Annotated in this window: 11 protein-coding genes; all 11 read right to left on the bottom strand. The window is 47.1% G+C overall.

Going from position 1 to position 16,347, the window contains the following annotated elements; genetic code table 11:
• Positions 1–126: 126 nt before the first annotated feature.
• Positions 127–1,734 carry a glycoside hydrolase family 3 protein gene (locus AB4Y93_RS26000; RefSeq protein WP_441896372.1) on the bottom strand — a complete coding sequence of 536 codons (1,608 nt, stop codon included), beginning with the start codon at positions 1,732–1,734 and terminating at the stop codon, positions 127–129.
• Positions 1,735–1,756: 22 nt separating this feature from the next.
• Positions 1,757–3,391, bottom strand: coding sequence for a response regulator transcription factor (locus tag AB4Y93_RS25995; RefSeq protein ID WP_441896370.1), 1,635 nt, complete (start codon positions 3,389–3,391; stop codon positions 1,757–1,759).
• The gene (locus AB4Y93_RS25990) at positions 3,388–5,205 is read right to left on the bottom strand and encodes a cache domain-containing sensor histidine kinase (RefSeq protein WP_441896369.1); all 1,818 of its coding nucleotides are present in this window, start codon (positions 5,203–5,205) and stop codon (positions 3,388–3,390) included. Before AB4Y93_RS25990 ends, AB4Y93_RS25995 begins: the two co-directional genes overlap by 4 nt.
• A 23-nt stretch (positions 5,206–5,228) precedes the next feature.
• Positions 5,229–6,086 (bottom strand): carbohydrate ABC transporter permease, encoded by an 858-nt coding sequence (locus AB4Y93_RS25985; protein WP_441896367.1) that lies wholly within the window; start codon positions 6,084–6,086, stop codon positions 5,229–5,231.
• Positions 6,086–6,964: a carbohydrate ABC transporter permease gene (locus tag AB4Y93_RS25980; RefSeq protein ID WP_441896365.1), complete on the bottom strand. Its 879-nt coding sequence runs from the start codon at positions 6,962–6,964 to the stop codon at positions 6,086–6,088. Before AB4Y93_RS25980 ends, AB4Y93_RS25985 begins: the two co-directional genes overlap by 1 nt.
• Before the next feature lie 284 nt (positions 6,965–7,248).
• On the bottom strand, positions 7,249–8,631 hold the full coding sequence (locus tag AB4Y93_RS25975; protein WP_441896363.1) for an ABC transporter substrate-binding protein: 1,383 nt from the start codon (positions 8,629–8,631) through the stop codon (positions 7,249–7,251).
• Between the two features lie 193 nt (positions 8,632–8,824).
• Positions 8,825–8,998 carry a hypothetical protein gene (locus AB4Y93_RS25970; protein ID WP_441896361.1) on the bottom strand — a complete coding sequence of 58 codons (174 nt, stop codon included), beginning with the start codon at positions 8,996–8,998 and terminating at the stop codon, positions 8,825–8,827.
• 9 nt (positions 8,999–9,007) lie between these two features.
• Complete coding sequence (locus AB4Y93_RS25965) at positions 9,008–11,899, bottom strand: DEAD/DEAH box helicase (RefSeq protein ID WP_441896359.1); 2,892 nt, start codon at positions 11,897–11,899, stop codon at positions 9,008–9,010.
• Positions 11,896–13,479 (bottom strand): SWIM zinc finger family protein, encoded by a 1,584-nt coding sequence (locus AB4Y93_RS25960; protein WP_441896358.1) that lies wholly within the window; start codon positions 13,477–13,479, stop codon positions 11,896–11,898. Before AB4Y93_RS25960 ends, AB4Y93_RS25965 begins: the two co-directional genes overlap by 4 nt.
• 135 nt (positions 13,480–13,614) lie before the next feature.
• Complete coding sequence (locus AB4Y93_RS25955; RefSeq protein WP_441896357.1) at positions 13,615–15,363, bottom strand: sensor histidine kinase; 1,749 nt, start codon at positions 15,361–15,363, stop codon at positions 13,615–13,617.
• A gap of 101 nt (positions 15,364–15,464) precedes the next feature.
• The gene (locus tag AB4Y93_RS25950) at positions 15,465–16,142 is read right to left on the bottom strand and encodes a tetratricopeptide repeat protein (protein WP_441896355.1); all 678 of its coding nucleotides are present in this window, start codon (positions 16,140–16,142) and stop codon (positions 15,465–15,467) included.
• Positions 16,143–16,347: the final 205 nt, after the last annotated feature.

Here is a 16,347-nt window from a genome sequence, read left to right as displayed (position 1 = left end):
TTATTCACTTAGTTCCCTCCATGATACTATGAGAATGCGACATTACAGTCTCTCATTTCCGGACATAAACCACCTATTAAAAAACGCCTCTGAAGGGTCATTCTTGACCATCAGAGGCGTTTCACTTTACAACGTTACACTCCAGCCAAACGGATACTGCGCGGATAGCTCCAGCGGTAAACTTCCTGTTGGCTTACATTCTCCAGTTAACACTTTAGCAGCTGATTCCAGTGCCAGCGGACGGCATTCATACACGGCCAGATAAACCTTTGCTTCCGGATACATCTTCAAATCTAATGGATTACGGACCGAAACCGCAACCGTACGGTCACCAGCTTTGGCAATAGCTTGCCGAGCAATATCCGCTTCGATTGGATGTTTTGTCGCATCATAAGTGACGACAACAATCTGCTCGAACGATTCCAGATCAGCCAGGGGATCGGTGCCATTCATAAAGCGCTCTTCTACCTGATCCAGCCGCACTTTCAGATAATCTCCCAATGTTCCATCACCGGACAACATCTCATCCGCAACAGATACCGGCTTAATGTCCGGCCATAATACCAAAGTACGAAATTCACGGCGAAGCGGCAAAAGTGCTCCTTCGTGCTTCACAAGTGTCGCAGAAGCTTCGCTCCACTGCCGAGCAACCGCTCTATTCGCAGCAGTCCCAATAGCAGATTCTACTTCTCCCCACGAACCCAGCGCCGCATCTACTTCATAGTCCTGCTTCAGCTGCATAACCCGGGTTAGTGATTCATCGATACGAGCTTCTGTCAGCTCACCGCTTTCAACTGCTGCAACAACGGCTTCAAGCGCTGCGACTTGCTTCTCATACGTATGACAGACTAACACCATATCCGCCCCAGCTTGAAGCGCAAGTACTGCACCTTTCTCAGGACCATAATACCGATCGATGGCGTCCATCTCGAGACAGTCCGTCACGATAACTCCTTTGTAGCCTAGCTCTTCACGAAGCAAGCCCGTTAATACCGGCTGCGACAACGTTGAAGGCTTACCCGATGGATCAAGCGCAGGCAAGCATACATGAGCTGTCATAATAGCAGCCGTTCCCGCTTCAATCGCAGCGCGGAATGGTGCCAGCTCAATGGCATCAAGCCGTTCACGACTATGTGGTAACACCGGCAACGCATGATGCGAATCAACCGAGGTATCCCCGTGTCCCGGGAAATGCTTAACAGTTGCAGCTACTTTGGATGCCTGATAACCAAGCAACGCCGCTCTACCCAGCTCTCCAACCAGTTGTGGACGATCACCATAAGAACGAACATTAATAACGGGATTATCCGGATTATTATTTACATCGAGGCATGGCGCATAGTTCATCGTTACGCCAAGCAGACGGAGCTCTTCACCACATATGCGAGCCGTTTCACCCGCACCTTCTGCCGAACCTGTGGCACCAAGAGCCATATTGCCAGGCATCAAAGTTACGCCATCCACAATACGGGCAACCATGCCGCCCTCCTGGTCAATGGCAACAAGCACATTAGGCCTGCCTGAACGGCTGGCAATATCCTTCAACGAGCTGGACAATTGATGAACCTGCCTTGCATTCTGAACATTACGTCCGAAGTAAATGGTTCCCCCAATGCCATATGTTTCAATTAACGAAGTAATCTCCTCGGTTGGTTCATACCCATGAAACCCAAACACAAACAGCTGACCAACCTTCTCACGCAGTGTCCAGCTGTTCCAAGACAACTCTTCCATTCCCCGTCCCCTTCTTTCACCGCTATTCTACTTCCTGCTCCTCAAGTCCAGCTGGATTCTGCTGATGCTTATTCCGGTAATCCGTCGGATTTTCCCCAGTGTATTTCATAAATACTTTCGTAAAATACCGCCGCTCTGCATAACCAACTTCCTTGGCGATTTGCGCGATGCTTTTCATCGTATCGGCCAGCAGCGATTTCGCCTTCTCCATCCGTTCGCGGGTGACATATTCAATAAACGTCTCGTTATAGGTCTGTTTGAACAGCAAGCTGAAGTAGGAGGTACTTAAGCCCACATGAGTTGCTGCTTCCTCTACGCTCAAATCACGATACAGATTCCGGCTAAGAAACGCCTTGGCCTCCGACATGGAGCGCTCAGACTGTTTCTTTTTATCCGTCGATTTCTCGGCAACCGCCTTCGTCACCTGTAAAATAACCGACAGAAGATCCTTAATACCGAAACGCCTGTCAAGCTTCAGCCAGAGCAAATCTTCCTGATCCCGTGAGAAAATCCCCATTTCCTTCGTCTCGCGCATCAGGTTTAGCACGAAGAAATGCAGCATTGGCTTGAAGCGTCCAAGCGAGGTCTCATTCATCCGCTGCAGCTGCGTCGTCAGCCGCTTCAGCTCATCATCAACGACAGCGGTATCCCCGCGCTTTACCGCACCGATCAGCTTCTCGGACGTATCCCAGAAGGCTTGATCTTCCCGCGAAGAACCAATCCGTTCATCCGGATAGACTGCGATATGCTCCTGAACTGGCGTAAGCTGCATCCCCTGCTGAACCAGCTTATAGGCTTGCGAAAGGGTAGTCACTTCGGCATATTCCCGATAAATGCCTGCGTATAAAGACAACTTAACGTGATTTTTCACCGCACTAAGCAGAAGCTCCGTCCAACCTGTAATTTGCTTCAAATCATAAGGCAACGCCTGCTCGCATTCTATTAATACGCACCACTCGCCATCCCGAATTTGAATGACTGCATGATGCAGGCCGTTCAGCTGCAGCCTCTCACGGAGTACATTACATACCGCGAAATTCCATAGCTTCCGCTCTTTATCCGACCATTCCCGCCAATCCTTCGTCCGCTCCGAGCTTACGTCAAGATCAAGTACAATAAGTACATATCTCTTATCAAGTTCCTGCTCTTCCCCGCTAAACAGCCAGTTCCCGCTTGTTACTTCCGTATAATCCATCAAAATATCATAAAGGATCTTCTCGCTAGCAAGGTCAATCATCCGGCCGATCTTCTGCTGCTCTTCGCTTTGCTGCTTCCGTTTCTGACGTTGATTCGCCATTACCCGGGCAATAACTCCTGTTAATTCATCATAAGGAATAGGCTTTAAGACATAATCCTTGACACCATATTGAATTGCAGCCCGTGTATAAGCAAAATCCTGATAGCCGGACAGCATAATAATGTCGCTTTCTGTTCCTTTTTCCCTTATATGCCTAACGAGCTCAAGTCCATCCATAACAGGCATCCGAATATCACATAACACCAAATCAAAAGATTCTGACTCCAGAAGCTCTAGCGCTTCCATCCCGTTTTTTGCTGTACCACCAACGGTCAAGCCAAGCATTTCCCATGGAATAACCTTCTCCAAATTACGGGTGATATGCGGCTCATCATCTACAAGCAATACTTTGCCGTTCATAATCGTTCACCTCTGTTTTTCGGAATGGTGCAGCGAATCACTGTGCCATACCCCTCTGCGCTGCAAATCCTTAATCCGTAAGATGGACCATAATGAATACGCAGGCGATCCGCAACATTACGAAGCCCTAGTCCCCGCCTCTCCCCAAGCTCTGCGGCATTACGCCGTTTACCACTTGGCTGCTGCTCTCTTTCGGCGAACTTTTTAAGCGTCTGCTCGTTCATGCCATGTCCGTTATCACTAACCATAATGACAATCTGATAGACTTCGACGATTACCTCGATCTTAATAACGCCATTCCCATCCTCAAGACCTTCAAAGCCATGCTGAATGCTATTCTCAACTAACGGCTGAAGCGTCAGCTTCAGGATCGAATAATCAAACGCTTCTTCCGATACATTCAATTCATAAGTAAATAAGTCCTCAAACCGATATTTCTGAATCTCTAAGTAGCTTCGGACATGCTCAATCTCTTGCCCGAGGAAAATCTCTTCGGTATGGTGCATGCTTGTGCGAAGCAGGTTGCTTAATCGCCGCACCATCATCATGATCTTCCCGCCCTCATTCTGAGCGGCAAGCGCATTAATCGATTCTAAGGTGTTAAATAAGAAATGAGGCTTGATTTGTGCCTGCATGAGCATCATCTCGGCATGCTGCTTGCGTTCCTGCTCCGTACGCACCTCAGTCAGAAGTTCACCTATCCGCTCCACCATACTGTTGAAGCTGTTAGCGAGAAGCACAGTCTCATCCTTGCCCTGCGCATTAACGCGAATATCAAGCAGACCTTGCTCAACAAGCCGCATTTTGCGTACGACTTTAATAATACTTTTGGCGACCCGGTTCACGAAGAAGATGTTAAATAGAATCGCTGACAAAATACAGAAGATCGTGATCATACCAATCCACTGCACAAAACGTTCATTCTCATTCGTTAAGGAATCCCATGATTTGACCGACACCAGAACCCAGCCGTTAAAGCCTAAATTATAGGAAGAAACAAGACTATCCTCTCCATCAAATCGCAGCCTGGAGCTTGAATAATCCACCGTCTTCTGCGGCAGCTCGCTGGAGTAATCCGCAATATTGGTTCCTTCGAAATGCTTGCCGCTGTCGAGCATAACAAGCCCTTCCGTATTTACAATTACATAACGGGAGGTTTGGCCTTCGGCCTTTGGATTCAAGAAGGTATTCAGCATGGAATACACTTCTTCTGTCTTATACTGCGTGATCATCAGACCTAGATCATCCAGCGTCTCATAATCTTTTACTAACCTAAGTTGGGTAAATAGAGGTGGTTCGACCCCTGTCAGCTCCTGATGCTCATAAGGGCCGATCCATTTCGGACGTCCGCCTAATTGAATCGTTTCATTATATAGAGGCTGGACCTTCAATGCTTCGAAGGCAATCGGGCGAAACGTCGTTGGATCATTGCGGAAGGTGCGGAACATCGTCCCATCCATCGCATACAGCACAACATAGCTGACTGCAGGATGCTGGAACAAGATCCGCTTCATTTCCTTTTCCGATTGGTTAATCGCAATTAAGGTGCTGGCATCATCGCTCGAATAATATTTGCTGTAATTCAGCGTATCCTGCACTTCGGAGCTCGTTAGATTACCGTCTGAGAGCTGGTCAAGCTCTTTGAAAAAGTATTTAATATTCCCACCGACAGCCTTGAGCGATATTTCGGTCTGCTCGCTGTATTTCTTCTCCAGCACGGATTCCGTATTAAGAAAAGACACAATGCCTAATCCGATCATCGGAAATACGACCAGAAGAATAAAAGCAAGCATCAATTTCGGTCTCAAGTTCATCTAGCGGGCCCCTTCCGATCGTCTTAGCCCTTCACGCTTCCTGCCGTCATGCCTTCAATAATTTGCTTCTGCAAGAAGAAGTACACGACCAGCACGGGAATAATGCTCATAATAACGGCAGCCGACAAAGCGGCAAAGTTCGTGCGATAGCCATCATTAAAGCTCGCCATACCTGTAGGCAATGTGCGAAGCGATTCGGATGTAATAAATAATTGCGATAATATATATTCATTCCAGTTACCAATAAAGTTAAGAATCGTTACAGTAACGAGTGCAGGTAAAGAGACCGGAAGGACGACTTTCACGAACAATCCCCCGGCTGAAAGCCCGTCCATAATCCCCGCTTCTTCAAGCTCATTCGGAATCGATAGCATAAAGGCATAAATAATAAATACCGTAATGGGCAATGCATATGTGCAGTATACCAAAATAAGGCCGAAATGCGAATTGTATAAATGGATGCCGCCAACACTCAATTGCTGGATCAAACGGTACAGCGGAATGAACAATGCGCCCGGTGGGACAAGCAATCCGAACAAAATAAATTGGTACACGGCTTTGTTCATTCGGGAATATTTCATACGCGATAAAGCAAACGAAGTCATCGCTGCGAAGAGCAGCGTAACAAGACAAGCAATGACCGTCACTTTCAAGCTGTTTAAGGCATAGAGGCCGATTTTAGCCGTTTCCCAGGCTTGGCTGTAGTTATCAAAGTTGAAATGCTTCGGGAAAGCCCATGTATTAACCGTAATTTCACGACTCGTCTTGAAGGAAGACATGAGCAGCCACACAAGCGGGAATAAGGTAGCAACGATATAAACAATGAGCGAAAAGTGAATCCAGAACTTCCCTCTGCGCAGTCCAGTTAATGCTGCATTCATTAGTACTGCACCTCCTCATGCTTCGTCAGTTTTTGCAGGATGCCCGTAAGCACGAGAATCAGAATAAACATCGTTACGCCAATCGCACTGCCGTAGCCAAGCTCCATCGAACGGAAACCAACCTTCAGCATATACGTGGACATAACTTCAGTTGATTGGAACGGACCACCATTGGTCATAATCTGAACGATATCAAGCACTTTCATCGTACCGGATACACTAAGGAGCAGCATAACGAACAGTACCGGCCTGATAAGCGGAAGGGTAATGCTCCAGGTTTCCGTCCAGCCGTTTACACCGTCAATCTTCGAAGCTTCTACAATTTCCTTCGGGATGTTCAAGATGGCAGCAAGGCACAAGACAATAAAGAATCCAATGTTCTGCCATGCGTTAGCGATTAGAATCGACAGCATTGCAAGCTTCGGATCCGATAGCCATTCACGCGCCCAGCTATCAGGTGCCACCAAACGGATAAACTGGTTGATGAGGCCAGAATCATAGTTGTACAACACGCCAAACAATATAGCGACCGTTGCGGTCGAGATCACGACCGGCACAAACACAGCCGACTTGTAGAAGTCACGCATACGACCAACCTTACTGATCAAGATCGAGATAAGGAAGACGAGCGGAATATTCACGACTAGGGAGAACGCCATAAAGTAGAAATTGTTTGCAAGCGATTTCAAGAACACTTCATCTTTCCACAGCCTTGTGAAGTTATCCAGGCCGATGAACACCTTATCTGTAATGCCGTCCCATTGGTAGAACCCATAAACGAACGATACGATAACCGGATAAACAAAAAACAAAGCGTATAATACAAGCGTTGGAATAATGAACGCGATATAAGTAAACGGATTTCTGAGTGCCTTCATAACTTCGCCTCCTGCTTCCTTCCTTTAAAAAAGCTAAGGTTCGTGAAAAACCTTAGCTTTTTCCTTTTCCTATTTCCCTTGCCTGTAAAGTTGTTTTTAGAACTGGATGTTCTCGCACCGCACTAGCGGAGTGGAAGTATCATTCTGGAGAAGCGTAGCGCTCGCTTTTGTCATCCGAATTTCATCCGCCAAGCGGATTGTAATGAAGAAATTCGGTGACAATGGCGATTGGAAGAATGATACTTCCGCGCAGCGGCCATTAAGCGGTAGATCCATTCTAATTCTTACTTTGCAGCAGCAGCGTTAGCCTTGTCTTGTGCGGCTTGAATATCCTTAGCTACTTTATCAGGCTTACTCACCTTACCGATCAGCTCCTGCAGACCAACGTTAACAACAGCGCCTACAGCAGGTTGAACGATAGCATCATAAGCTTTCCAGGAAGTAGAAGCGTTAGCCATAACCGTCAGCACTTCAGAGATCAGCGGATCTACGCCGGACAGGTCAGACAGTTTCATAGAAGGAAGGACTTTGTCTTCAAGAAGCGTACGTTTTTGAATCTCTTCACTGTAGAAGTTAGCGATAAATTTCTTAACCATTGCAACTTGATCTTCGTTCAGGTTAGCGGAGAAGCCAAAGCCGTTCGAGTACGATGCATTGATCGACGTTTGGTCGCCTGCGCCGCCTGCGATCGATGGGAAGTTGAAGTAGCCGATTTGACCTTTCAGGTCGCCTGCTTCATCACCTGTGAAGCGGTTAGCATCCCATGAACCTGTGAATACCATTGCTGCTTTACCAGAGAGCAGCTGCGCGCCTTGATCCGCATAAGCAAGACCAAGTGCACCTTTTGTGAAGTAGTCTTTATTTACGAGATCAGCGTAATTCGTGAAGCCTTTAATGAAGTTTTCATCCGTCCATTTTGCTTCGCCTGTAACGAGCTTGTTGAACCCGTCGATACCTACGTTACGCTCCATCACTGTGTTCCAGAGCATACCATTTACCCAGCCGTCTTTTGCTGCAAGACCAAGTGGTGTGATTTTTGCTGCTTTGATTTTGTCAGCTGTTTCGATCAGCTGATCCCAAGTTGTAGGGACAGACAATCCAAGGTCAGCAAAGATTTTCTTGTTGTAGAAAATACCTTCCGAGTAGCCGCCGAATGGCAAGCCGTATACTTTACCGTCAACCGTGAACTCGTCAAGGCTGGCGAATTTGTCTTTAATACCAAGCTCTTCAATGATTGGTGTCAGGTCGAGCATGCGGCCTGCTTTCACATAAAGATTCAGGTCAGCTCCGCCGAATACTTCGAAGATATCAGGCGGGTTGCCTGCTGTCATTTCCGCTTTCAGCTTTTGGTCGCGGTTGACAACTTCGTCGATCCCTTCCAATTTGAAGGTAAGGCCAGGGTTTTCGTCCTGTGTTTTTTTCACAACATCTTCGAGAATTTTAAGGCGGTTTTTGCTCGTCTCTTTAATTTGCGTGTGGCGCAGAGATAAGGTTACATCTTTTGCTTCCGGACTTGGTGTTGCTTCTGTTGTAGCTGCCGGCTCTTGCGAAGCTTCTGAGCTTGCAGGAGTGTTATTACCACCATTATTATTGTTTGATCCGCAAGCTGAAGCGACCATGGTGAATGATGCAAGCAATGTGGCGATGAGCAAAGTACTTTTTTTCATTTAAGAAGACCTCCTCGATATGATGTTGCTTGTTTGCCTTGCACCCTTATTATAAGTTCGCTGCATAAGGGCAAGGGAGGTCGAAAATAAGCCCGATGAGGGATACAATTCTATTATTTTTCGAAATAGGGATAAAAAAACACAGCCTCTCGGGTTACTATTTCCGACAGACTGTGTAATGATAGGTCACATATTACTTACGCATATCGATAACATGAGCTTTAATTGCCTCATATAAAGCTTTCCATTCTTCATTTCCTTGCTCAGAACCTGACACCTCTTGATTAATGCCTTCTTCATCCGGCTTAGGGAAGCCGGTATGCCGTTCGGTCATTGCCTTGGCCCATTTATCCTTGCCCTCAGACATTTATCCCCCTCATCCCTTTAACCAGTTTTTACGAAGCGCGAATAGTTCTTTCAATTCATCCGTAGACATTTCGGTGATCCACTGCTCCGACTGACCAACAACCTGCTCGTTCAGCTGCTGCTTGCGGTCAATCATCTCGTCGATCTTCTCTTCAAGCGTGCCTAACGTAATAAATTTATGAACCTGTACTTTCCTCGTCTGGCCAATTCGGAATGCCCTGTCCGTCGCTTGATTCTCAACGGCGGGATTCCACCAGCGGTCGAAATGGAACACATGGTTCGCGGCCGTCAGATTAAGACCTGTACCACCAGCCTTCAGTGAAAGTACAAATGCACAACAAGGCTCCTCAGGATTCTGGAACTTCTCGATCATCTCATCCCGCTTCGCTTTTGGCACACCGCCATGCAAATAAGGGACAGGCAGCTCAAGCCGTTCTTCGAGCAGCTTCTTCAACTGCTTCCCCATATCAACAAACTGGGTAAAGATCAGGCAGCGTTCTCCTTCAGAAGCGATCTCTTCAACCATTTCTAGCAATCGAGCCACTTTATTCGAACGAGTGTCGTCCCACTGCTGATCACTTTCCTCGTTAAGCATAGCGGGGTGATCACAAAGCTGCTTCAGCCTTGTTAGTGATGCCAGGATCAATCCACGGCGCTGCATTGGACCAAGCTTATCCAGCTTCTCCAGCAGGTCGGCGACGATATTCTCATAGATGGCGCCTTGCTCTGTCGTTAACGTCAAATACGTTTTTGATTCATTCTTGTCTGGTAATGACAGCTGAATAGCCGGATCCTTCTTCACCCTGCGAAGCATAAACGGCTTCACCCAGCGCTGCAAACCGCTGATCACTTCTTCATCCCGATTACGTTCAATTGGAAGAACAATCGCTTTGCGGAATTCACCCATACTTCCAAGATAACCTGGATTTATAAAATCATAGATCGACCACAGCTCAGTCAGCCGATTTTCCATCGGTGTACCCGTAAGCGCAAGTCGATGATGTGCGGGCAGCGCACGAATGGCGGTTGACTGCTTCGTGTATACATTCTTTATATTCTGAGCTTCATCCAGACATAAGGCGTCCCAATCAATCTGATTCAGCTCTTCTTCATCTATCTGGGCTAGTGAATACGAGGTAATAACCAGATCCGCGTCTGCAATCGCTTCTCTTAATGCCTCGCCTTTCTCCCTCTTCGGACCATAATGAAGGTAAGCCTTCAAGGTTGGTGCAAACCTCTCGAGCTCCTTCTCCCAGTTGCCGATTACCGAGGTTGGGCAGATGAGGAGAGAAGGACCAAAGCTTTTATCGCCATGCTCTTTCACATACGACAGATAGGCCATAAATTGAATGGTCTTACCAAGACCCATATCATCAGCTAACACGCCGCCAAGACCAAACCGGCGAAGGAATAACATCCAGGATACCCCTTGATGCTGATAAGGGCGAAGTGATCCAAGAAAGCTCTCCGGAATATCAACAAGCGGGATTTCAGCCGTGTGCTGCAGCTGTTCGAGCCATCTCATCAAATGATCATTCAGCTCAACTTCAGCTCTAAGGCCTTCCGAAGCATCTTCTCCCTCTTCCAAGGCGGAGCCGCCCATCAAATGCATCTCCATCACATCTCGGAAGGACATGCCTTTGCGTTTGCCGACCTTTGTCATCCAATCCCTGATTTGTGCGACATCCTGCGGATCAAGATGCACCCATTCCCCGCCTATATTCATCAATCTGCGATTTTCTTCGGCTAGTCGCATAAACTCTGATTCGGTCAAGTCGATATTGCCCAAAGCCATTTTCCAATCGAATTGGACGATCTGATCAAGACCAAACATCGGCTGCGTATCGGAGCCAACCGAGGACTTCATCTTCGCCTTCAGCCTCAAGCGGCGTGAGCGTACGGCTTCCCACCAGCTTGGCAGAAGGACCGGACAGCCTGCCTCGAGCAGCTGTAAGCTTGCTTTCTCCATGAAGTACCAGGCATCATTATCTCCCAGTTGAACACGAAACTTCTCCGGGTTCGCCTCATCTCTCCAGTCCGGCAGGGCAGCAAGCCATTTCCCCTGCTCTTTCGCAAGCCTAGTCTCCAGATGCGGCATCCAATCCTCAGGCAGCAGGCCGTCCTGATCGAACATGGCCTGCCATTGCCCATTCACCTGTACCACAGAAATCCACGGTCCGCCATTCCGATCCTGCAAAGCCGGACGCAGCTGCCAGCTCGCCCCTTCTACAGGCTCTGCAAGCTGAAGGGCAACCTTAAACGGCATCGTATCTTTATGCAGCCCAAGAGCAATCAGCCAATCTTCTTCATCGGCCGCTTTGTGAAGCAACACGGATTCACCGCCTGCTGCCGCAGCTATTTTTCGCCAAGCGCTGGCAGCATGGTCATTTTGGGCCAGAATTTCTTCGACTGCCTCACTTAACCATTGCTCTACGCCAACTACTTCAGCTTCCCTAATTTGGTGCTCCCAAGCCGCCAGAAAATCTATCTCCTCGGCCGGAACTTCCATCCGCCAAGCCCGTCGATACTCCGACCAGCGTCCCCAGTCTGGTTGAAACCATCCGTGAAGCAGCACTTGACGCAGCATACCAGCCATTTGCATCAAGCCTTGCAGCCTCGTTGTCCATTCCACTTGAAGGAGACGTACGTGCTGTGGAGAGGATAAATAATCAATAGCAATAAGTGGAGAAAGTTTAAGTCCTTTGCCGCCCTCAATCTCTATATCTTCGACCTCAGCACCATACCAGGATGCTTGATGCCATGCGAAGAGAACCGGTTTGAGCCGAGCTGAATTCTCGGATCGTTCAGCCGCGGCCAAAATAATCGCACTTTCTTCTGCTGTGTCGCCTTGCTTCCAATATCCGTCCACCACTAACGTTCGAGCGCCGATGAATGATTTCATGTTACGATTTTTCCTTTCCAGAGCTCTTCCTGAAACGCTCGAAGCCGTTGATTCTTGCTCACGATACCAGCAAGGTAACGATCCCATTTCTCCGCGTCTTTGCCTGCTTTGTACAGCTTCTCGAGCTTCTTCAGTTCTTTCACGGCCATGCGATATCCCTGTCTATTGCGCGAGTTGATCCACTCTTCAATCGATTGATGATAAAGCGGAATCATCACGCTGGGAGCTGCTTTCGCGACTTCCCGCACATTTTGGATACCAAGATCATCTGGTCTCATTCCAATAAGCAGCTGGAGGTCGGCCCATTCCTCATATTTCTTCACGGCCAGCCAATGATCTGACAAATCGGAGTAGGAATGCGGCAGAAGCTCCACCATATACCGGGTCCAGCGCGGTTCATCCGGCTGATCGGTATCCGCTCTTCTGCACAAAGTCATGAACGGACCAATCGTCCGAGCATTTTTCACCTTGGAGATATTCTCATACAAGAAGCCCATCCACTCGCCAATCACTTTCCAGTCGCCTTCTTCAAGACGCTGTGCGACGCAAGGATAGATGACCTTCTGTGAGCGTGCGAAATCAGTCTTCCCAAAATGCGATAGTGCTGCTTCGTCATCTTTGCCAAAGAAGCATAACATCGCTGCCGCCGTATGCACGAACGTCAGATCAACAGGATCTTCCCTATGCTCTTCCCGAGTCATCGAAGCAAGCTCTTGCTCATACCATTCGGTATCCTCTGCCATCCGCTCACAAATCGCCAAATAAATATAGGTCCAATCAAAGAGTTGCTGCTCGTTTTTCATTGCTCTCTTCTTCGCATAATCCGCCACATAGTTAATCCATTTGCGATCTAGTCCGATGACTTCTGACGGCTGCATCTCGAGTACAAGTGTATAATAATGCTCCACCCATGGCTCCGCCATGCGTAGAAACGACATTTCATGATAATAACGGCTGAATGTATCGACCGTCTTGATGGCCTGCTCCGCCTGATCGAGAACAAATAAAATGACACTCATCCAATGAAGCCTTTGGCTTCGTTTGTCCCAATGTTTGGTCGTTCCCTTCAAGGCTGACAGCACAGGCTGCAGGGAATGGAGTGAATGGCGGCAGCTGCGCCACGTCTCGCCATATTCCTCCTCCATCCAATGTCCCCATTCCCATGGAGAAGCATCATCGGATGGCTGCGTATGCCTGCCGCTGAATTTCGGTACGCTCACTGTGACTGATGTCCGCTGCGGTTTCTGGTCTACACCTAAAATACGGTCATAGGCTGCTTGTGCCGCAGATTCACCGTCTAGACTATGACAATAGGCGAAATAAACGGCCGCCATATGTTTGCAATAATCATTAAAGGGACAAGTACATTTACTGTATCGAAATTGGTCTGAGTCAAGCAAAACCGAATAAACATCTGAGCCTTGTACGGCACCGTATAAGGTATCTTCATCCGCTTGTTTGACGTTCAGCACCTGGCCGCTCCGATAATATTCCCATCCGCGGCGAATGATATCTTCGTGCAAATGCTGACCTAGACTGTGTTCAAGCGCTGTATGAAGCTTATCATCAAGACTTGCCAAGCTGTTTCACCCGCCCTCTTCCGTTCACCTAGCATCTTATTAGTATACCACAAAAAATGCCCCCTCTGAAAAGACAAAAGCAGCCCAATTGACTCTCAACCTGAGCCAATGGACTGCTGATTATGAAGGTATTCATTAGTGCGGGATACGAATATAGAACGTAATACGGTTCTCTGCTTCCACATTAACTTGAATCGTGCCTTTATAATGCTCTGTAATCGACTTGATAGTAAATAAGCCGAGCCCTTGATGAGCATCATTTTTTGTTGAGAAGCCTGCTTCAAACAAAGGCTTTTCTTTCACCTCATGCGCGTTCATGCAGGTGTTGCTGATACAAAATTCAATGAATCCGTCCATTTGCCGTCCGGACAGCTCGACCTCACGGCGATCCTCTGCATATTTCAATACCTCATCAAACGCGTTATCAATCAAGTTGCCAAGCATACGGTTCACATCCAGCGTCTTCAGCCCCATCTCCAGACGGTTAAGTCCGCTGAAGGAACAGCTGAAGGCGATCCGATGGCTCTCTGCCTGCGAAATCTTAGAACGGATTAAGGCGGCAATAGCCGGATTCCCGATATTTATAATATCGTTCATCAATCGGATTTCGCCCGTTAATTCCTTCGTATACGCGACAAGCTCCTTCGATTTGTTAAGCTCTGCGAGCGAATGGATCGTCTGAACATGATTTAGAAAATCATGCCGCTGTGCACGGATCGATTGGAACATGCTGTTAATCTCGTCTACATAGGTCTGCTGCGTCACTTGAACCATCTTCTCACGAGACTGATGGAAATAACGCATAGCGAAGGTCGCAATCAGAATACTTATTCCCGTAATAAGGAAAATAACAATAGCAATGTTCAAGAACTGGGAATCAAGTCTTTCCTGAATAACCTGATAGTCGGAGACTAATGAAAGAACATATCCATGAATCGGTTCACCGTTCTCATCAACAATGCTGGCCCCGTAATCTGCTGTCAGGACGGGAATGAACATTTTCAGCACATGCTTGCCGTTGATATTCTCTTTAGCCGAAATGATTTCTCCTGAAGTATAAGCTTTCTTTACGTTATCCACATCATTGTCTGCCTCATACAGATAAGATCCATAGAAGATGGCCTTCTGCAGCAAGTGTCCCTGCACTTCACCATCCGGATTCACCGTATCAAATGACCCTTTGCCAAACGTAGAAGGATTAAATACAGTGGCTTCGAGCAAGGAATCACTGTTCTTAATTGACTTATCAATTAATTGATTTGTACCCGTTAATTTCTCATATTCCGCAAGAGTCGTATAGTTGACGTATGGATCGATAATGTAATTAGTCGTTCCGTCGTGATAATAGCCCCATTTGTACACATGATAGGGATCTGTCGAAGCTACCTCAAATGGTCCGCTCCAGAAATTCGGCAGCGTCTGCCCGAGCCAATCGATATTCACTTGCTTGTCATCAAACAGTTGATTAAAGGCAACGTACCAAGGATCCCAGGTTTTTGTTCCTTTGCCAAGCTCATTCTCGTCGGATGACTTGTACAATATAATGTTGTCTTCTGTCCGTTTCATCAACGTTATATGGCTGACACCAAGCTTAGCGCTTAATTCCTTCAACTGATCATTCGTTACCTTCTCTATATCCGGATCCAGTGCATATTGCGCTGCAATGGCAACAATTCGAAGCTCCCGCCCAATCTGCTCCTGAAATTTCTCGGAACCAAGCCGGGATTGCTCAACCGAAAATTCAATTTGCTTTGCAACAGCTCGCATCTCATGGTTTAGCGCATCTTCCAACGTTTTTTTGGTTAGAAAATAATAAGCAACATTGCTAAGTAAAACGATAATAACGCTCAAGCTAATTGCCATGAGCCAAGTATTGCGCGGCATATGATGCTCCTTTAAGTCTCTCGTAATGTACTTCGATTATGGATGATTTTCCTCCAAACAACAATAAGGCTTGCGGTAAAAGAACCTTGAAATTGTTTCCATCAACCTTGGGTTCGCCGTATAAGCAAACGTATAGCCCATATGCGTTCCACCCGCTTCTTATATCTTGGCAAAGAACGGTAGATTCGAAGCCCTTCCTGGACCGCTTGTTTGGCATCTTCTTTCCGGTTCATTTGCTCATAAATATCTGCGAGTCGGTAATAGGCTTCGCAGGAGGAGGAATGGATTTCCTGGAACGCTTCGATATAAGATAGAGCCCTCACCGCATCTTGATTCGAGTAATAGGCGGCCAGTCTTAGATAAGGAGCTCCATATTTGACTCTAGGGTTAAGCAAGAGCGCTTTACTCATGGCTGCTTCGCCTTCTTCCGGCTTACCGGTCTGCATGAGGCAAAGACCAAGATCATCCCAATATTCAGCGGAATCATCAAGCATACGCTCGAGTGGTGCAAGCAAGCTTAATGCTTCGTTGTATTTTTTCTTTTCGATTAAAATTCTGGCAATCTCCACTTTGGAGGATGTATCGTTAGGAGACTGCGCAATATGACGCTTCAGCTTCTTTAACCTGGAGGAGCGGCGAATCGGCTTCAGCAGACTAGGTGTTAATCCTATAAATCTCCGGTCTAAAACGTATACAATAAATAGCAATACCAAGATTGCAATTATTGGGTTACCAAATAACCATGTAAAAAAAACAAATAATAAAAAGATTTTCCCCATTGCAACCCCCTGATTTTCACCAGCTTATTTGGTTTAATTTGTATTAATCTTAACATAACCCTATCATCTTGAGAAATAGATTTCACCGCTGCCCAAAGGAAACAGAACTACATTAGGCTAGTAACAGCATATTCCGCCTAACTAGGATTGATAATGGAAACGTACAGAATCACAAATAAAAAAGAGCTGTCTATGCAGCTCATGC

The sequence above is a fragment of the Paenibacillus sp. YAF4_2 genome (genome assembly GCF_052113225.1).
Classification (GTDB): domain Bacteria; phylum Bacillota; class Bacilli; order Paenibacillales; family Paenibacillaceae; genus Pristimantibacillus.
The sequence above is the reverse complement of the archived record's forward strand: the minus strand, read 5'-3'. Positions and strand labels throughout refer to the sequence as shown.